This is a genomic window from Streptomyces sp. NPDC002784 (assembly GCF_053592135.1).
This window is the reverse complement of record NZ_JBSFVD010000012.1, coordinates 73,740-91,125: the sequence shown is the minus strand read 5'-3', so window position 1 is coordinate 91,125 and position 17,386 is coordinate 73,740. Positions and strand designations below refer to the sequence as shown.

The window sequence follows — 17,386 nt, the reverse complement described above, 5'->3', positions numbered from 1 at the left end:
TCAGTCGGTCCCGCCCCGTCCGGCGGCGGACGACGAGGCCGCTTCGGAACCGACCGGGAGCCCGGGGGCGACACCCTCGGCGCTCCCGACACCCTCGGCGCTCCCGGCGTCCTCCGTGCTCCCGGCGTCCTCCGTGCTCCCGGCGTCCTCCGCGCCCGAAGACGGCCGCGACCGCGACACCGCCACCCCCAGCAGGCACAGCGCCCCGCCCGCCAGCGTCAGCGCCCCCGGCACCTCGCCCAGGGCCAGCCACGACATCAGCACGACCAGCGCGGGCACCGCGTACGTCGTCGCCCCCATCCGGCTGGCGGTCGTCCGGGCCAGGGCGTACGCCCACGTCGTGAAGGCGAGCGCGGTCGGAAAGACGCCCAGGTAGACCATGTTGAGCGTGGCCGGCACCGGCGCCTCGGCCGCTTCCGTGACCAGCTGACCGGCGAACGGCAGGCACAGCACCGCGCCCACCAGGCAGCCGAACGTCGTCACCTGCAAGGGGCTCGCATGCGTCAGGGCAGGCTTCTGCGCGACGACGCCCCCGGCGTACCCCGCCGCCGCCAGCAGGCACAGCACCACACCGAGCAGCGACGAGCCGCCCCCGCCGGACATCGACAGCCCCACGGTCACCGCGCCCGCGAAGGACACCGCCATCCCGGCCAGCAGCCGCGGCGGCATGACGTCCCCGAGCAGCCGGGCCCCGAGCAGCGCGACGAGGATCGGCCCGATGTTCACCACCAGCGCCGCCGTACCGGCGTCCACCTGCTGCTCGCCCCAGTTCAGGGCCACCATGTAGAAACCGAACCACAGCAGCCCGGATATCCCGATCCCCCGCCACGCCGGCCGCGGCGGCCATCCCGCGCGCCGGACGAGGCAGATGGCCCCGAGCACCAACGCCCCCGCCAGCAGCCGCCCCAGCGCCAGCGCGCCCGGCGAGTACGCGGCACCCGCGCTGCGGATCGAGACGAAGGCCGAGGCCCACAGGACGACGGTGACGGTGGCGGCACCGGTGGCGAGCAGGTCGGTACGGCGGTGGACGGCGTTCATCATGCTCCAGAGGCTAGGCGGGCCGCTTTCCGGGGGCTCGCGGATTTCGGACGGGGAGTGCGGTGCCCTGCCGGGGCGCTCAGCGCAACGTCGTCGCGTCCATCCCCAGCAGTTGGGCCAGCGCCCGCTCCCCGGCCGCCGTCACCTTCACCGCCCGCTCGGACCCGATCCGCACGCACCACCCCGCCTCCAGCGCATGCCGGCACACCGCCGCGCCCGCGACCCCCGCCAGATGCGGGCGCCGCTCGGTCCAGTCGAGGCAGGCCCGCGCCAGCGGCCGTCGGCTCGCCCGGTCCAGCCGGATCCCGGCGGAGTCGAACCAGGCCACCCCCGCGTCCGTGAGCGCGAACCCGGTGTCCTGCCGCAGCAGCCCGCGCGCGGTGAACGCGTCGGTCACCGCGATCCCGAGCCGCCCGGCCAGATGGTCGTAGCAGGTCCGCCCGCGGGCCATCGCCGCCCCGGCACTGGACTGCCGCAGACTCCGCGGCCGTACGACCGCCTGGGGCGCCACCTGCGCGGCCAGGTCCTCCACCAGCTGCGCGGCCCGGGCATCGGCGAGCCGCACGTACCGGTGCCGGCCCTGCCGCTCCTCGACGAGCAGCCCACCGGCGACGAGCTTGCCCAGATGCTCACTGAGCGTGGACGCGGCCACCCCCGCGTGCCGGGCCAGCTCCCCGGCGGTCCAGGCCCGCCCGTCGAGCAGCGCGAGCAGACAGACGGCCCGGGTCTCATCGGCGAGGAGAGAGGCCAGCCGAGCCAGATGAGGCGCGCGGGGATCACGGTCGGTCATGACAACCAGGATGGGGCCCGAACACTTCGGTCACGGCCGAACCGGGGGCACTGGAACTCCTCAAGGGGCGCGGGGAACTGCGCGACCAGCCCTCACCGGCCCGCGGAAGTCACGATGGGGCGACCACCCCTTCGTACTGCCGCTCCAACCCGTCCAGCAGCGCAGTCAGGCCCGTCTCGAACGCCCGCTCGTCGATCTTCTCCTGCCGCTCGGCAAGAAGATGCGCCTGCCCCAGATGCGGATAGTCCGCGGGGTCGTACGCACTGACGTCGTCGACGAATCCCCCCGCGAACGACCCCAGCGCGGACCCCATGATGAAGTACCGCATCAGCGCCCCGATCGACGTGGCCTGCGCCGGCGGCCACCCCGCCGCCACCATCGCCCCGTACACCGCGTCCGCGAGCCGCAGCGCGGCCGGCCGCCGCCCGGGCCCGCGGGCCAGGACGGGCACGATGTTCGGATGGTCCCGCAGGGCCGCCCGGTAGGAGACCGCCCAGTCGTGCAGCGCGGTCCGCCAGTCCCGCCCGTCCTCGAACATCGACAGATCGACCTGCGCGCTGACCGAGTCCGCGACCGCCTCCAGGATCTGGTCCTTCGTGCGGAAGTGGTTGTAGAGGGACGGCCCGCTCACGCCCAGCTCCGCGGCGAGCCGCCGGGTGGAGACGGCCGCGAGGCCCTCGGTGTCCACGAGGACCCGCGCCGTCTCGACGATCCGGTCGGTGCTCAGCAGGGGCTTGCGCGGTCGGGCCATGGCGCACATAGTAGGGCTGCACACGGAAACTAGCAGTGCTAATTTAAATGTACGGCTTTCAAGTGGGGTGACTCGGTATGAACCTGGAGCTCAGCGAGGAGCAGACCGCCGTACGGCAGCTCGCCCGGGACTTCGTGGCCCGCGAGATCGCCCCGCACGTCGTCGCCTGGGACCGGGCCGAGGAGGTCGACCGGGGCATCGTGAAGAAGCTCGGCGAGGTCGGCTTCCTGGGGCTGACCGTCGACGAGGAGTACGGCGGCTCCGGCGGCGACCATCTCGCGTACTGCCTGGTCACCGAGGAGCTGGGGCGGGGCGACTCCTCGGTGCGCGGCATCGTCTCGGTCTCGCTGGGCCTGGTCGCCAAGACGATCGCCGCCTGGGGGAGCGAGGAGCAGAAGCGGCAGTGGCTGCCGGGCCTGACCTCCGGCGAGCAGGTCGGCTGCTTCGGCCTCACCGAACCGGGCACCGGCTCCGACGCCGGCAACCTCACCACCCGGGCGGTCCGGGACGGCGGGGACTACGTCATCAACGGCACCAAGATGTTCATCACCAACGGCACCTGGGCCGACGTCGTCCTGCTCTTCGCCCGCTCCACCGACGCCCCCGGCCACAAGGGCGTCTCCGCCTTCCTGGTGCCGGCGGACACCCCCGGACTGTCCCGCCGCACCATCCACGGCAAGCTCGGCCTGCGTGGCCAGGCCACCGCCGAACTCGTCCTGGAGGGCGTGCGGGTGCCCGTCTCCGCCCGGCTCGGCGAGGAGGGCAAGGGCTTCTCGGTCGCCATGTCGGCGCTGGCCAAGGGGCGGATGTCGGTGGCCGCGGGGTGCGTGGGCCTGGCCCAGGCCGCGCTGGACGTGGCGGTGCGGTACGCGGGGGAGCGGGAGCAGTTCGGCAAGACGATCGCCCACCACCAGCTCGTCCAGGAGCTGATCAGCGACATCGCGGTGGACGTCGACGCCGCCCGCCTGCTGACCTGGCGGGTCGCCGACCTCATCGACCGGGGGCAGCCCTTCGCCACCGAGTCCTCCAAGGCCAAGCTCTTCGCCTCGGAGGCCGCGGTCCGCGCCGCCAACAACGCCCTCCAGGTCTTCGGCGGCTACGGCTACATCGACGAGTACCCGGCGGGCAAGCTGCTGCGCGACGCCCGGGTGATGACCCTCTACGAGGGCACCAGCCAGATCCAGAAGCTGGTCATCGGCCGTGCGCTGACGGGTGTCTCCGCCTTCTGAGTACGTCGGCTGAGTACTTCGGCGGATGTGGCGCGGCCCACGTCCGCCGAAGCTTGTCCCCATGAGTGACACACCGGTCAAGCAGAACACGGCCGCCTTCTACGGCCAGTCCGTCGCCTCGTTCGCCGTCGCCATGGCGGCCACCGCCATCGGCATCTACCAGCTGGAGGCCGACCCCTGGGTCCGCGCCTTCCTCGGCATAGCCGTCCTCTACCTGGTGACCTCCGCCTTCACCCTCGCCAAGGTCATCCGCGACCGGCAGGACGCGTCGACGGCTCATTCCTACAGCCCGTTCGAAAAGCTCTGAACGGCTGCTCTAAGCGCCCGCTCACCGTCGGCGGTATGGTGGTGCCTCTGTCAGCGAGAGGGGCGAGCGAGCGATGAGTACGGCGGAGGAGACGGCCGGCGGCGAGGGGTCGGCGTGGGGCGAGGTCACGCCCGACGCGGCCCGGCGACTGCTGATCGCCGCGGTGGAGGCCTTCGCCGAGCGTGGCTATCACGCCACGACGACCCGGGACATCGCGGGCCGGGCCGGGATGAGCCCGGCGGCGCTCTACATCCACTACAAGACCAAGGAAGAGCTGCTGCACCGGATCAGCCGGATCGGCCACGAGAAGGCGCTGGAGATCCTGCGGACGGCGGCGGCGGGCGAGGGCAGCCCCACCGAGCGGCTCGCGAACGCGGTGAGCTCCTTCGTCCGCTGGCACGCCGGAGGCCGGACGACCGCCCGGGTGGTGCAGTACGAGCTGGACTCGCTCGGCCCCGAGGCCCGCGCCGAGATCCTCGCGCTGCGCCGGCAGGTCGACGCCGAGGTGCGGGGCATCATCGAGGACGGGGTGGCGTCCGGGGAGTTCGACGTGCCGGACGTCAAGGGCACCACCCTCGCCATCCTGTCGCTGAGCATCGACGTGGCACGCTGGTTCAACGTGCACGGACCCCGGACCCCCGACGAGGTCGGCGAGCTGTACGCCGACCTCGTGCTGCGGATGGTGGGCGCGAAGTAGGCCCCGGCGCCTACAGGTAGTAGCGCGCGACGGACTCGGCGACGCAGACCGGCTTGTCGCCGCCCTCGCGCTCGACGGTGAAGGCGACGGTCACCTGGACGCCGCCGGTGACGTCGTCGACTCCGGCGATCCTCGCGGTGGCGCGCAGCCGGGAACCGACCGGGACCGGGGCCGGGAAACGGACCTTGTTGGTGCCGTAGTTGACGCCCATCTTCACACCCTCGACCTTCAGCAGCTGCGGGCCGAACAGGGGCAGCAGCGACAGGGTGAGGTATCCGTGGGCGATGGTCGTCCCGAACGGGCCGGCGGCGGCCTTCTCGGGGTCGACGTGGATCCACTGGTGGTCACCGGTCGCCTCGGCGAACAGGTCGATCCGCTTCTGGTCGACCTCCAGCCAGTCGGTGTACCCCAACTGCTCGCCGACCGCCGCCTTCAGGTCGTCGACGGAGGTGAAGCTCCTCGGTTCTGCCATGTCCCTGGCCTCCCAAAAGTCTAAGCGACTGCTTAGCATGCTCGGGAGCGGGCTCCCTGTCAACGGACCTGCCGTCCGCCGGGGTGGGTAGGCTCCGAGGGGTGCCCCAGATTCCCGAGAAGATCCACGAGCTCACCGTCGGCCAGCTCGCCGCGCGCAGCGGTGCCGCCGTCTCCGCCCTGCACTTCTACGAGGCCAAGGGCCTGATCACCAGCCGCCGCACAGCGGGCAACCAACGCCGCTACGGCCGGGACACGCTGCGCCGGGTCGCCTTCATCAGGGCCGCCCAGCGGGTGGGCATCCCGCTGGCCACGATCCGCGACGCGCTCGCCGAACTCCCCGAGGGGCGCACCCCGACCCACGAGGACTGGGCCCGCCTCTCGGAGTCCTGGCGCGCCGAACTCGACGAACGCATCACCCGCCTGAACCGCCTGCGCGACCACCTGACCGACTGCATCGGCTGCGGCTGCCTCTCCCTGGACACCTGCGTCCTGTCCAACCCGGACGACGCCATCGGCGAACGCCTCACCGGTTCCCGACTCCTGGCGGAACGCCGGGCCCTGACGAAGAAGGACTAGGCCCTCCCGCTCGGACGCCCGGCGTCGCGGGTCACTCGTACTCCGTGCCGCCCTTGCGGGTCAGGTACGCCGGGCTGACCGCCTTCGCGATGGCCCGGCCGCCGGTCACCGGGCTGTACCGCTCCACGGCGGGCCGTATCACCACGCCCTCCCGCAGATGCAGCTCACGCCCGGACACGGTCTCCCGGCCGCTCGCGATCTCCAGCACCCGCGCGCTGTCGTACGGCCCCTCGTACAGCCGGGGCACCAACGGCAGCGCGTCACCGACCAGTTCCGCGGCGTCCAGCCACCGCACCGAACCGTCGATCTCCGCCGACATGTCGAACACGGCGTACCCCAGGGACTCCCGCCGGCCGTCGGCCCCGTACGTCAGGTCCTGGACCCCCGCCCCGTACACCTCACCGAAGATCCCGACCCGCCGCGCCCCCAGCCGCTCCGCGACCCGGGCCGCCGCCTCCGCGACCCGGTGCCCGTGCACGGCCCGCCAGTACAGATTCCGCGGATCCTCCTTCAGCGCCAGCGACTTGGCGCCGAAGCCCTTGGAGGACACGTACACCCGGGACTCCTCCGCCACATACGTCACCAGGCACGCCGACCCGTGCAGCTTCTCCGTCAGCACCACCGGCTCACCCGGGGCGAAGATCTCCGGATACCGCTGGATGCTCTCGATGTCCACCCACGGCAGCAGTTCCGGCGCCGACTCCACGTCCCCGGACATCGACGGCGGTATCGGCGGCACCCACTTGGTGATCCCCAGCCGCTCCGCGAAGTCGGTACCGTCCGCCGCCGCCCGCGCCAGGTCCACGCCCGCCAGCGCCGAGGGCCGGCACACGATCCCCTGCGACAGCTCCCCGCGCAGCCGTACCGCCTTCACCCGGTCCGCGTTGCCGCCCGCCAGCCGCCCCGTCAGCCCCAGCTCCTCGATCAGCGCGGCCGGCAGCACCGACTGCTCGGGGATGTACACGGCCGCCTCGCCGCTGCGGTAGGCGCCCTTCGCCACGACCGCCCGGTACAGGCCCACCTGGGCCAGTTCGAGGGCGTCGGCGTTCGGATGCTCATGGACGGTCAGCACTTCGGCGGTGACGCGCAGCGTCGACATCGGTGACTCCTGGGTTCTTGCGGTCAGTTGGGTCTCATCGCCTCCAACTGTCCGGAGCGGAATGGTGTGGAGCCACTCAATTAGGACCTGTTACCGTCCCGGGGGGTGTGCTCGATCAGGCTCTGGGCCACCAACTGGGTGTTGGACGAGGCCCGTTCGCCGGACGGGAGCAGCAGTGTGTCCTCAAGGCCCACCCGTGTCGCCAGACCCAGCCGCGCCGCCAGTCGCAGGACCGGCCACGCGCCGCCGTCCTCACCGTGCAGCAGCACGGGCCGGCCGAAAGCGGACCCCAGCTCCGCCAGCAGACTCCGCGCACTGGCCTCGGCCGTCTCCGGGGAGGTGTCCGTCACCTCCGCCAGCACCCGCAGCACCTTCGGTCCGAGCGGCGAACGCGCGAACCGGGCGGCCCCGTCGGTCCCCGACCAGACACCGGCCTCCACCCCGACCCCCCGGTCGACCAGTGCGGCCGCGACCTCCTCCGCCCCCGGCTCGTGCCAGTTGACCGAGGCGTGATCCGGCAGCACCGTCCAGGCCCGGACCCGGGACACCCGTACCGCGGGATCCGGCTCCGCCCACGCACCCGTCGTCACCCCGACGGGCACCGAAACGCGCGCCCGGATCGCCTCCAGCGTCGCCGCCACGACACGCGGGGACAGGCTGTCCCGGCCGCAGGGCGTCTTGGGATGGACATGCACATCCGTGGCACCGGCGGCCACGGCCTCGGCCGCGGACTCGGCCATCGCCTCCGGCGACAGCGGCACCGACGCGCCGTCGGCCGCCGACCGGGCTCCGTTCAGACAGACCTGCACCATGCCGGAATCATCCTCGGGTGGGGGTGCGGCATCCCCGTCGCACCCCCGTCGTACTAGGCCGTCATCAGCAGCCGGCGTTCGCGCCGGGCGGCCGCCAGGGCCTCCGGCGTCAGCACGGGACGCGGGACCACGATCCCGCAGCTCGTGCAGACCGGGCCCGAGGAGGGTTCATGGGCCAGGTCGTACTTCCAGGTCAGCCGCTCCCCGCCGCACACCGGGCACTCTCCCCCCGGGTCGCGCTCCAAGGCGGAGATCAGCCGGCGCAGCACCTCGGCCAGCGGCTCACGGGGGTGCACCCGCGGGTCGTCGCACCACGCCACTCCGAAACCGCCCCAGGTCAGCCGGTGCCAGTCGTCGACACTCCCCGGCCTGCGCAGTCCGTCGTGCTTCTCCTTCTTGCGGCGGTGGGCGAATTCGACCTCGTAGGCGAGCCAGACCGAACGCGCCTCCTCCAACTCCTCCAACGCGGCCACGAGCCGCGCCGGATCGGGGGACCGGTCCTCCGGACCGAACCCGGCCCGCGAGCACAAGTGGTCCCAGGTCGCCCTGTGCCCGTAAGGGGCGAACCGTTCAAGGCACTTGCGCAGCGAATAGCGGCGTAGCGCCAGATCACAGCGCGGGTCTCGTACCTGTCTCGCCAGACTCCGGAAACCGGCCATCGCCCTGCACCTCCGTCACACGTGCACCTGTACTTCGGTCACTTCGGCGTCGCGCCGCACGGACTTCGTGCGACGTTGACGAATAGACGTATCGACACGCGATTCGGCTCCATCCGTTGTGCGATGGTCCCCAACAGCCGGTCCGCGTGCTTCCCCCGCACCGCACTCGACACACTGAGAACTCCCGGCGGATTGCACGGGTTCCAGGAGACGGCATCGGTATGCATGCTCATTCCGGTCTTTTGCCGCCACCGGTCCTTTTCCGCCGCTTTCCCGGGCGGCGGATCAGCGCACGCGGCCCGCCGCCAGCACCAGCCGGGCCAGCTCCCGGTGCAGGATGTCGCTGTGCGCCCCGGCCGGCGGGCCCCCGCGCCGGACCACCGCGGCGGCGTCGACGTTCACGCACCCCGCCGTGGGCAACGGCCCGCGCAGCGCCTCGGCGAGCTTGAGCTGCCGGGTGCCGGGCACCGCCCGCACCCCGTCGAAGCCCAGCGCGCCCCACTTGGCGCCCAGCGCCCGGCCGACGTCGAATCCGTGGAACTCCCGGTCGTGGCCCGCCATGCGCGAGGCCAGCGGATACATCGTGCCCAGGGCGTCGTCGTGCCGGGAGAAGCAGCACACCAGAGGTCCGTCGATACGGTGGTGCTGCCCCTGGAGCACTCCGCCCGCGCGCGCGTCGTGCGGCAGCCTGGCCGAGAAGGCGTAGTGCGAGAAGGCCCCTTGGAGCAGCGTCACGGACTTCACCGTCCGCACCCCCCGGGGCAGCCCGCGCAGCGCGAACGACACCAGCCGCCCGCCGAAGCTGTGCCCGACCAGATGCACCCGCACCCCGGGCGACCGCGCGGCGAGCTGCCCGATCACCCTGCCCAGGCCCCGCTCGCCCACCGTGCCCGCCCGCCGCTTCATCGCGAAGTACGTGGCCTGCCGCAGCAGTTCATGCGCCCCCGCCCAGGGACCGGGCAAGGTGAAGGAGGCGTCCGGGGCCGCGTCCGGCGCCTTCAGCCACGCCAGCGCCCGCGCGAACTCCTCGCACCGCCCGGTCGTGGTCCCGTCGAACATCACCGGCGCGTCCTGCGGCACGCCCTGCGCCAGCGTGTCCGCCGCGAACAGCGCCTGCGGGCCCGGCGGCACCAGGTCGACCAGCAGCCGCACCAGCCGCCCGAACTCCTCCAGTTCGGCCTCCTCGCGCGACTGCCGCTCCAGCAGCCGGGCGAGCCGGTCGATCACGGTCGCCCGCCCGGGGAACGTCTCCAGCAGCGCGTGCCGGGTGTCCTTGTCCAGGGCCGGGCGCGGAGCGAGTTCGGCCGCCACCGCGCGCGGGAAGTCGGGGATCGGCTCGTCCGCGAACCGCATCGCCGGCCACACCACGCCCACGTAGCCGACGCGGGCACCCGGCGCGAGTTCGGGGACCGGTGCGAAGAAGCGGTCGTAGAGCCGCGTCGCCCCCGGGCGGTCGTTGTTCCAGCCGTGCGCGAAGACCAGCAGATCCCGCACCCCGTGCCGGGCGACTCCGGCGAGCAGCCGGTCCCTCGCGCGGGCGTCCGGATCCCCGTCCGCGTCGAAGACCAGTTCCCAGTAGGGGGATACGCTCACTGCCGGTCGTGCCATGACGGACCCCTCCGTCCCCCGTGGCGGTGCGATGTGGGCGTATCGTCCCGCCACGGGGCGGAGTTGGCCATACGGCGCGGGTCACCGGTAGAGGAGGTATCCCTTTCGCATCCTCCGGAACGCGGCCAGTTCCTCCTGCCAGCCCGCCACCACCTCGTCGGTGCTCGCGCCCGCGTCGACCGCGGTGCGGACCTGGGTGGAGCCGGTGAGCTTGTCGATCCAGTTGTCGGGGCGCCAGGCGAAGCCCGGGAAGGTCCGCTTGGCGGTCACGAGGAGACCGATCCCGGTGCGGACGGGGTCGTAGGCGGCCCGGTCGTGGACGTGGACCTGCACCCCGCCGACGGTCTTGCCCTGGAACTTGGAGAAGGTCGGCGTGAAGTACGCCTCCCTGAAGTGCACGCCGGGCAGGCCGAGTTCGTTGGCGGCGGCGGCCCAGCGGCGGTCGATGCCCTCCGCGCCGAGGAGTTCGAAGGGACGGGTGGTGCCCCGGCCCTCCGAGAGGTTCGTGCCCTCGAAGAGACAGGTGCCCGAGTAGACGAGGGCGGTGTCGGGCGTCGGCATGTTCGGGCTCGGCGGGACCCAGGGCAGCCGCGCGGCGTCGTAGAACTCCGAGCGCCGCCAGCCCGTCATCGGCACGGTCTCCAGGGCGACCGGGGTGGCGAGGAACTCGGCGTTGAACAGCAGGGCCAGCTCGGCGACCGTCATGCCGTGCGCCTGCGCGATCGGCTGCCGGCCGATGAAGGTGGCGAACTCCTTGTGCAGGACCGGGCCCTGCGCGAAGCGGCCGGTGACCGGATTGGGGCGGTCCAGCACGACGAAGCGCTTGCCCGCCAGCTGAGCCGCCTCCATGCAGTCGTAGAGCGTCCAGATGTACGTGTAGAAGCGGGCGCCCACGTCCTGGATGTCGAAGACGACCGTGTCGACGCCGGACGCGGTGAAGATGTCGGCGAGGGGCCGGCCGCTCTTGAGGTACGTGTCGTAGACGGGCAGACCGGTGGCCGGGTCGTCGTAGCGGCCTTCGGAGCCGCCCGCCTGGGCGGTGCCGCGGAAGCCGTGCTCGGGGCCGAAGACGGCACTCAGGTTCACTCGTTCGTCGGCGTGCATGACGTCGACGATGTGGCGGGCCTCCCGGGTGATGCCGGTCGGGTTGGTGACGATGCCGACGCGCCGGCCGTCCAGGACGGCGTATCCGTCGGCCACCAGGCGTTCGAAGCCGGTGTGCAGCCTGCGGCCGCCGGTCTCTGCGGCTGCTGCGGTGGTCGTGGTGGTGGCGGTGGCCGCCAGGGCCGGGGTTGCGGCTAGGAGAGTTCGTCTCGTGAAGCGCATGGACGGCACCGTAGGGGTTGTCGCGGCTGTTCGTAAGCTGCGGCGGAGCCGCAAATCCATCCCGCCCCGCGCCCCCTGCCCGGACGCCGCCGCACCCTTCCTTTGTTACATACCGACTGGTTAGTCTGTCCGTGCCGACCGAGCCGCAGTCGAAGGAGACCGATGGTGGAAGCCTTGCAGGATGCCGGAGTCGTCGTCACGGGAGCGGGCGGGGGCATCGGGGCCGCGCTCGCCCGGCGGTTCGCGGGCGCCGGGGCCCGGGTGGTCGTGAACGACCTGGACGCAGGCAAGGCCGAAGCCGTCGCGCAGGAGATCGGCGGCATCGCCGTGCCCGGTGACGCCTCCACCGTGATCGGGGCGGCCCGGGACGCCCTGGACGGGGTCGTCGACGTGTACTGCGCCAACGCCGGCGTCGGCTCCGGCGGGTCCGAGGCCGCCGGGGAGGACGTCTGGGCGCTGGCCTGGGACGTGAACGTCATGGCCCATGTCCGGGCCGCCCAGGAACTCCTCCCGGGCTGGCTGGAGCGGGGAAGCGGGCGGTTCGTCTCCACCGTGTCCGCCGCCGGCCTGCTCACCATGATCGGGGCCGCGCCCTACAGCGTCACCAAGCACGGCGCGTACGCCTTCGCCGAGTGGCTGGAGCTGACCTACCGGCACCGCGGGATCAAGGTGCACGCCATCTGCCCGCAAGGCGTGCGCACCGACATGCTCACCGCCAGCGGCAGCGCGGGCGACCTGGTCCTCCAGCCGACCGCCATCGAGCCGGACGACGTGGCCGACGCGCTCTTCAAGGGCATGGCCGAGGACCGGTTCCTGATCCTCCCGCACCCCGAGGTCGCCGGGTACTACCAGGGGCGGGCCGCGGATCCCGAGCGCTGGCTCGGCACCATGAACCACATCCAGCGCAAGTGGGAGGCCGCGCGATGAGCACCTCCTACGCCGACAAGCCCTGGCTCGCCCTCCTCGACGACGCCCAGCGCGCCCCGATCGACCCCGACGACTCCCTGGTGCACGCCCTGCGCCGGGCCACCGCCGAGCATCCGGACCGCGACTTCCTCGCCTACTTCGACGGCCGGCTCTCCTACCGCGAGGCCGACGCGCTGAGCGACTCCGTCGCCGGGCACCTGGCCGCGCGCGGGCTGGAACGCGGCGAGCGGGTGGCCGTCCTGCTGCAGAACTCCCCGCTCTTCGTGCTCGCCGTGCTCGGCGCCTGGAAGGCGGGCGCGACCGTCGTGCCGGTCAACCCCATGTACAAGTCGGGGGAGATGGCGCACGTCCTGCGGGACGGCGACGTGGCCGCGCTGATCTGCTCGGACCGCGCCTGGCAGACGTATCTGCGCGAGACCGCCGCCGACTCGCCGGTGCGGATCGTGCTCACGGGCTGCGAGCTGGACTTCCAGACCCGGGGCGACGCGCGCGTGCTGAACTTCGAGCGGCTGCCGCAGGCCGCCGACGCCGACGATCTGACGGCCGTCGCCCGCGCCGGGCACCCGGCTCCCGAAGGACGCGATCCGCTGCCCGCCGACCTCGCCCTGATCAGCTACACCTCCGGCACCAGCGGCGCCCCCAAGGGCGCCACCAACACGCACGGCAACATCATGCACAACGCCGAGCGGCAGCGGACCGGGCTGCCGCTGCCCGAGGCGCCGGTGTACTTCGCGCTGGCCCCGCTGTTCCACATCACCGGCATGGTCTGCCAGTTCGGCGCCTGCCTGAACAGCGCGGGCACCCTGGTGCTCGCGTACCGCTTCGAGGCCGGTGTCGTGCTGGACGCGTTCGCCGAGCACCACCCGCACTACACCGTCGGTCCGTCGACCGCCTTCATGGCGCTGGCCGCCCACCCGGCCGCGACCCGGGAGCACTTCGCCTCCTTCCGGATCATCTCCTCCGGCGGCGCGCCGCTGCCGCCCGCGCTGGTGGAGAAGTTCCGGGCCGGCTTCGGTCCGTACATCCGCAACGGCTACGGCCTCACCGAGTGCACCGCGCCCTGCGCCGCCGTGCCGCCCGCCCGGGAGGCGCCGGTCGACCCGGCCTCCGGGACGCTCGCGGTGGGCGTGCCCGGCCCCGACACGCTCGTGCGGATCGTCGACGACGAGGGCGCCGAGGTGCCCTTCGGGGAGCAGGGCGAGATCGTGGTCAGCGGGCCGCAGGTGGTGCCCGGGTACTGGCGGCGGCCCGAGGCCACCGCGGAGACCTTCCCCGGCGGTGAGCTGCGCACCGGTGACATCGGGTTCATGGACCGCGAGGGCTGGCTGTACGTCGTCGACCGCAAGAAGGACATGATCAACGCGTCCGGGTTCAAGGTGTGGCCGCGTGAGGTCGAGGACGTGCTGTACACCCATCCGGCGGTACGCGAGGCGGCCGTGGTCGGGGTGCCCGACGGGTACCGGGGGGAGACCGTGAAGGCGTACATCAGCCTGCGCCCGGGCGCCGAGCCGGACCCGGATGAACTGGCGGTGTACTGCAAGGAGAGACTGGCCGCCTACAAATACCCGCGCCAGGTGGAGATCCTGCCCGACCTGCCGAAGACGGCGAGTGGGAAGATCCTCCGGCGGGAGCTGCGCTCCCGCGCGCACGACAGCCAGTGAGAACTCGAAAGGCAGGTGGCGGCACAGTGCCCAGGACGACGGACGCGGACGGCACCCCCGTCCCGCAGCGGCTGCTGGCCGCCGCCACCCGGCTCTTCGCCGAGCAGGGCTACGACCGGACCTCGGTACAGGAGATCGTGGAGGCGGCAGGCGTCACCAAGGGGGCGCTGTACCACTACTTCGGCTCCAAGGACGACCTGCTGCACGAGGTGTACGCGCGCGTGCTGCGCGTCCAGCAGGAGCGTCTGGACGCCCTCGCGGGCGCCGACGAGCCGGTGGAGAAGCGGCTGCGGGCCGCGGCGGCCGACGTCGTCGTGACCACGATCGACAACCTCGACGACGCGTCGATCTTCTTCCGCTCGATGCACCATCTGAGCCCCGAGAAGAACAAGCAGGTGCGCGCCGAGCGCCGCCGCTACCACGAGCGCTTCCGCGCGCTCATCGAGGAGGGCCAGCAGGCCGGGGTCTTCTCCACCGCGACCCCGGCCGACCTGGTGGTGGACTACCACTTCGGCTCCGTCCACCACCTGTCGACGTGGTACCGCCCCGACGGGCCGATGAGCCCCCAGGAGCTGGCCGACCATCTGGCCGACCTGCTGCTGAGGGCGCTCAGACCGTAAGGGTCCTCACCGGTACTTCTTCAGCTCCCGGCGCGCCAGCGACCGCTGGTGCACCTCGTCCGGCCCGTCCGCGATCATCAGCGTGCGGGCGCTCGCGTACAGCTCGGCCAGCGGGAAGTCCTGGCTCACACCACCCGCGCCGTACAGCTGGATCGCGCGGTCGATGATGTCGACGACCGCACGCGGGGTGGCGATCTTGATGGCCTGGATCTCGGTGTGGGCGCCCCGGTTGCCGACGGTGTCCATCATCCAGGCCGTCTTCAGCACCAGCAGGCGCAGCTGCTCCACGGTGACCCGCGCGTCCGCGATCCAGTTGTGCACCACACCCTGCTGGGCCAGCGCCTTGCCGAACGCGGTACGGTCCACCGCCCTGCGGCACATCAGCTCGATCGCCCGCTCGGCCATGCCGATCAGCCGCATGCAGTGGTGGATACGGCCGGGCCCGAGCCGGGCCTGCGCGATGGCGAAGCCGCCGCCCTCCTCGCCGACGATGTTGGCCACCGGCACGCGCGCGTGGTCGAAGACCACCTCGGCGTGGCCGCCGTGCGAGTGGTCCTCGTACCCGAAGACCTGCATGGCGCGCCGGACCGTCACGCCCGGGGTGTCGCGCGGGACCAGGACCATCGACTGCTGGCGGCGGGGGTCCTCGCCGTCCGGGTCCGTCTTGCCCATCACGATGAAGATCTTGCAGTCCGGGTTCATCGCCCCGGAGATGTACCACTTGCGGCCGGTGATGACGTACTCGTCGCCGTCCCGCTCGATGTGGGTGGTGATGTTGGTGGCGTCGGAGGAGGCCACATCGGGCTCGGTCATCGCGAACGCCGAGCGGATCTCACCCGCCAGCAGCGGCTCCAGCCACTGCTTCTTCTGCTGCTCGTCGCCGAACTGGTACAGCACCTCCATGTTGCCGGTGTCCGGCGCCGCGCAGTTCAGCGCGGTCGGCGCCAGGTGCGGGGAACGGCCGGTGATCTCGGCGAGCGGGGCGTACTGCAGGTTGGTCAGTCCGGCGCCGTACTCGGTGTCCGGGAGGAAGAGGTTCCACAGGCCCTGCCGGCGCGCCTCGGCCTTCAACTCCTCGACCACGGCCGGGGTGTCCCAGGGCGAGGCCAGCGCGGCGCGCTGCTCCTCCGCCACCGCCTCGGCCGGATACACGTACTCGTCCATGAAGGCGAGCAGCTTGCCGCGCAGCTCCTCGGTGCGTGCGTCGAACGCGAAGTCCATGTGCCGTCAGCCTTCCTGAAGGGTGGTCAGACCGTGCTCGATGAAGACCGGGACCAGGTCGCCGATGCGGTCGAAGCCGCGTCCGACCGTCTGGCCCAGGGTGTAGCGGTAGTGGATGCCCTCCAGGATCACGGCGAGCTTGAACCAGGCGAACGCCGTGTACCAGGAGACCGCGGAGACATCGCGCCCCGAGCGCGCGGCGTACCGCTCGATCAGCTCGGCCGGAGCCGGGTGCCCCGGGGCCTCGGCGGTGGTGGAGACGGGGGAGTCGGGCATGTCCAGCGGCAGGCTGTACATCACCAGCAGGCCCAGGTCGGTGAGCGGATCGCCGAGGGTGGACATCTCCCAGTCGAGGATCGCCTTGATCCGGTCGTCGTCGCCGATCAGGACGTTGTCGAGGCGGTAGTCGCCGTGGATCACCGTCGGCGCGGGGGAGCCGGGCAGTCGGCGTCCCAGGGTGGCGTGCAGCTCGTCGATGCCAGCCAGGTCACGGTTGCGGGAGGCGTCCAACTGCTTGCCCCAGCGGCGCAGTTGGCGGTCGAGGAAGCCCTCCGGGCGGCCGAAGTCCGCGAGGCCCACCTCGGCGGGGTCCACCGCGTGCAGGTCGACGAGCGTGTCCACCAGCCCGAGCACCGCCTGCCGCGTGCGTGCGGCACCCAGCGGGGCCAGTTGGCCCGCGGTGCGGTACGGGGTGCCCTCGACGAACTCCATCACGTAGAAGGACGCCCCGAGTACGCTCTCGTCGTCGCACAGCAGCACCGGCTCCGGCACGGGGACGTTCGTCGGGTGCAGCGCGCTGATCACCCGGTGCTCGCGCTTCATGTCGTGCGCGGTGGCGAGGACATGGCCGAGCGGAGGCCGCCGTACCACCCAGCGGGCGGTGCCGTCCGAGACGGCGTAGGTGAGGTTCGACCGTCCACCCTCGATCAGCCGGCCGGTCAGCGGGCCGTGCACCAGGCCGGGGCGCTCGCGCTCCAGCAGGGCGCGCAGCCGGTCGAGATCGAGTCCGGGCGGGTGGTCGGGGCTCATCGGGGCTCCTACGGGCAGGTGAACGAGTCCCGACCAATGATGCCGACCGGTCGGTATGTCGTCCAGGGGGTGAGCCCAAAGTGATCGGAGCCACGATAGGCCGACAGCTCCCCGCGCAGGGCGACGGGGAGCTGTCGGAGGGTGCCTTCCGGCCGGGGCGGCGGGTCAGTGCTCGTCCCAGTGGCCCTCGTGGGAGGCGTGCCGGTGACCGTCGTGCAGATAGTCGACATGGTCGCCGTGCAGGACGCTCTCGTGCCCGCAGCCGTCTCCGTGCCGGTGGTCGTGGCCCTCGTGGCCGGCGTGGCCGTCCGGCTCGCACTCGTCCCAGTGGTCGCCGTGCTCGCGGTGCAGATGCCCTCCGTGGGCGTAGTCCACGTGGTCGCCGTGCGGCACCTCGGTGTGTCCGCAGCCGGGTCCGTGGGTGTGGGCGTGGGAGGCGTGTTCCTGGTGGGGGGTGGTCATGGTGCTCACCTTCGGAGGTGCGGGGATGACGTCGGACAGGCTGCCACGCGAACGGCGCATATCCGCTCATTCGGCTTGCGTGGCGTCCGGGTACCCCGGA

General features: G+C 72.2%; 19 protein-coding genes. 7 read left to right on the top strand and 12 right to left on the bottom strand.

Features of this window, described 5'->3' with window-relative positions:
- The 3 genes from ACWD1Z_RS21560 to ACWD1Z_RS21550 all read right to left on the bottom strand — a co-directional run bounded on the left by ACWD1Z_RS21560 (nt 1) and on the right by ACWD1Z_RS21550 (nt 2,579).
- Nucleotides 1–1,041, bottom strand: a complete 1,041-nt coding sequence (locus ACWD1Z_RS21560; protein WP_451120822.1) for a DMT family transporter — start codon at nt 1,039–1,041, stop codon at nt 1–3.
- Between the two features lie 76 nt (nt 1,042–1,117).
- A complete protein-coding gene (locus ACWD1Z_RS21555; RefSeq protein WP_451120820.1) occupies nt 1,118–1,828 on the bottom strand; it encodes an ArsR/SmtB family transcription factor in 711 nt (236 codons plus the stop codon).
- A gap of 109 nt (nt 1,829–1,937) precedes the next feature.
- The gene (locus ACWD1Z_RS21550; protein ID WP_451120819.1) at nt 1,938–2,579 is read right to left on the bottom strand and encodes a TetR/AcrR family transcriptional regulator; all 642 of its coding nucleotides are present in this window, start codon (nt 2,577–2,579) and stop codon (nt 1,938–1,940) included.
- Nucleotides 2,580–2,656: 77 nt separating this feature from the next.
- Here ACWD1Z_RS21550 and ACWD1Z_RS21545 point away from each other — a divergent pair, with 77 nt between their 5' ends.
- The 3 genes from ACWD1Z_RS21545 to ACWD1Z_RS21535 all read left to right on the top strand — a co-directional run bounded on the left by ACWD1Z_RS21545 (nt 2,657) and on the right by ACWD1Z_RS21535 (nt 4,812).
- Nucleotides 2,657–3,808, top strand: a complete 1,152-nt coding sequence (locus ACWD1Z_RS21545) for an acyl-CoA dehydrogenase family protein (RefSeq protein ID WP_451120817.1) — start codon at nt 2,657–2,659, stop codon at nt 3,806–3,808.
- Nucleotides 3,809–3,869: 61 nt separating this feature from the next.
- Complete coding sequence (locus ACWD1Z_RS21540; RefSeq protein ID WP_389419426.1) at nt 3,870–4,115, top strand: YiaA/YiaB family inner membrane protein; 246 nt, start codon at nt 3,870–3,872, stop codon at nt 4,113–4,115.
- A 73-nt stretch (nt 4,116–4,188) separates the two neighbouring features.
- On the top strand, nt 4,189–4,812 hold the full coding sequence (locus ACWD1Z_RS21535) for a TetR family transcriptional regulator (protein ID WP_451120815.1): 624 nt from the start codon (nt 4,189–4,191) through the stop codon (nt 4,810–4,812).
- 10 nt (nt 4,813–4,822) lie between these two features.
- On the opposite strand, the gene ACWD1Z_RS21530 is transcribed toward ACWD1Z_RS21535, so the two are convergent.
- Nucleotides 4,823–5,284 carry a MaoC family dehydratase gene (locus tag ACWD1Z_RS21530; RefSeq protein ID WP_451120814.1) on the bottom strand — a complete coding sequence of 154 codons (462 nt, stop codon included), beginning with the start codon at nt 5,282–5,284 and terminating at the stop codon, nt 4,823–4,825.
- Nucleotides 5,285–5,385: 101 nt separating this feature from the next.
- Here ACWD1Z_RS21530 and soxR point away from each other — a divergent pair, with 101 nt between their 5' ends.
- On the top strand, nt 5,386–5,862 hold the full coding sequence (gene soxR / locus ACWD1Z_RS21525) for a redox-sensitive transcriptional activator SoxR (protein WP_451120813.1): 477 nt from the start codon (nt 5,386–5,388) through the stop codon (nt 5,860–5,862).
- A gap of 31 nt (nt 5,863–5,893) precedes the next feature.
- On the opposite strand, the gene ACWD1Z_RS21520 is transcribed toward soxR, so the two are convergent.
- From ACWD1Z_RS21520 to ACWD1Z_RS21500, 5 genes are all read right to left on the bottom strand, one after another.
- Nucleotides 5,894–6,961 carry an RNA ligase (ATP) gene (locus ACWD1Z_RS21520; RefSeq protein ID WP_451120811.1) on the bottom strand — a complete coding sequence of 356 codons (1,068 nt, stop codon included), beginning with the start codon at nt 6,959–6,961 and terminating at the stop codon, nt 5,894–5,896.
- Between the two features lie 80 nt (nt 6,962–7,041).
- Nucleotides 7,042–7,773 carry a 3-keto-5-aminohexanoate cleavage protein gene (locus tag ACWD1Z_RS21515; RefSeq protein ID WP_451120809.1) on the bottom strand — a complete coding sequence of 244 codons (732 nt, stop codon included), beginning with the start codon at nt 7,771–7,773 and terminating at the stop codon, nt 7,042–7,044.
- A gap of 53 nt (nt 7,774–7,826) precedes the next feature.
- Nucleotides 7,827–8,432 (bottom strand): hypothetical protein, encoded by a 606-nt coding sequence (locus ACWD1Z_RS21510; RefSeq protein WP_451120807.1) that lies wholly within the window; start codon nt 8,430–8,432, stop codon nt 7,827–7,829.
- 285 nt (nt 8,433–8,717) lie between these two features.
- Entirely contained in the window at nt 8,718–10,040 is a 1,323-nt protein-coding gene (locus tag ACWD1Z_RS21505) for a serine-threonine protein kinase (RefSeq protein WP_451120805.1), read from the bottom strand.
- An 81-nt stretch (nt 10,041–10,121) separates the two neighbouring features.
- The gene (locus ACWD1Z_RS21500) at nt 10,122–11,366 is read right to left on the bottom strand and encodes an exo-beta-N-acetylmuramidase NamZ family protein (protein ID WP_451120804.1); all 1,245 of its coding nucleotides are present in this window, start codon (nt 11,364–11,366) and stop codon (nt 10,122–10,124) included.
- Nucleotides 11,367–11,528: 162 nt separating this feature from the next.
- Here ACWD1Z_RS21500 and ACWD1Z_RS21495 point away from each other — a divergent pair, with 162 nt between their 5' ends.
- From ACWD1Z_RS21495 to ACWD1Z_RS21485, 3 genes are read left to right on the top strand one after another with little or no spacing between them, the layout of a single operon-like run.
- Nucleotides 11,529–12,293, top strand: a complete 765-nt coding sequence (locus ACWD1Z_RS21495) for an SDR family oxidoreductase (RefSeq protein ID WP_451120802.1) — start codon at nt 11,529–11,531, stop codon at nt 12,291–12,293.
- Entirely contained in the window at nt 12,290–13,954 is a 1,665-nt protein-coding gene (locus tag ACWD1Z_RS21490) for a class I adenylate-forming enzyme family protein (protein WP_451120800.1), read from the top strand. The genes ACWD1Z_RS21495 and ACWD1Z_RS21490 overlap by 4 nt, the downstream gene beginning before the upstream one ends.
- 26 nt (nt 13,955–13,980) lie before the next feature.
- Nucleotides 13,981–14,574 carry a TetR/AcrR family transcriptional regulator gene (locus ACWD1Z_RS21485; RefSeq protein WP_451120798.1) on the top strand — a complete coding sequence of 198 codons (594 nt, stop codon included), beginning with the start codon at nt 13,981–13,983 and terminating at the stop codon, nt 14,572–14,574.
- Nucleotides 14,575–14,580: 6 nt separating this feature from the next.
- Here ACWD1Z_RS21485 and ACWD1Z_RS21480 read toward each other — a convergent pair whose 3' ends face one another.
- The 3 genes from ACWD1Z_RS21480 to ACWD1Z_RS21470 all read right to left on the bottom strand — a co-directional run bounded on the left by ACWD1Z_RS21480 (nt 14,581) and on the right by ACWD1Z_RS21470 (nt 17,286).
- A complete protein-coding gene (locus ACWD1Z_RS21480) occupies nt 14,581–15,795 on the bottom strand; it encodes an acyl-CoA dehydrogenase (protein WP_451120796.1) in 1,215 nt (404 codons plus the stop codon).
- Nucleotides 15,796–15,801: 6 nt separating this feature from the next.
- Nucleotides 15,802–16,824, bottom strand: a complete 1,023-nt coding sequence (locus ACWD1Z_RS21475) for a phosphotransferase family protein (RefSeq protein WP_451120794.1) — start codon at nt 16,822–16,824, stop codon at nt 15,802–15,804.
- A gap of 165 nt (nt 16,825–16,989) precedes the next feature.
- The gene (locus tag ACWD1Z_RS21470; protein ID WP_451120792.1) at nt 16,990–17,286 is read right to left on the bottom strand and encodes a hypothetical protein; all 297 of its coding nucleotides are present in this window, start codon (nt 17,284–17,286) and stop codon (nt 16,990–16,992) included.
- Nucleotides 17,287–17,386: the final 100 nt, after the last annotated feature.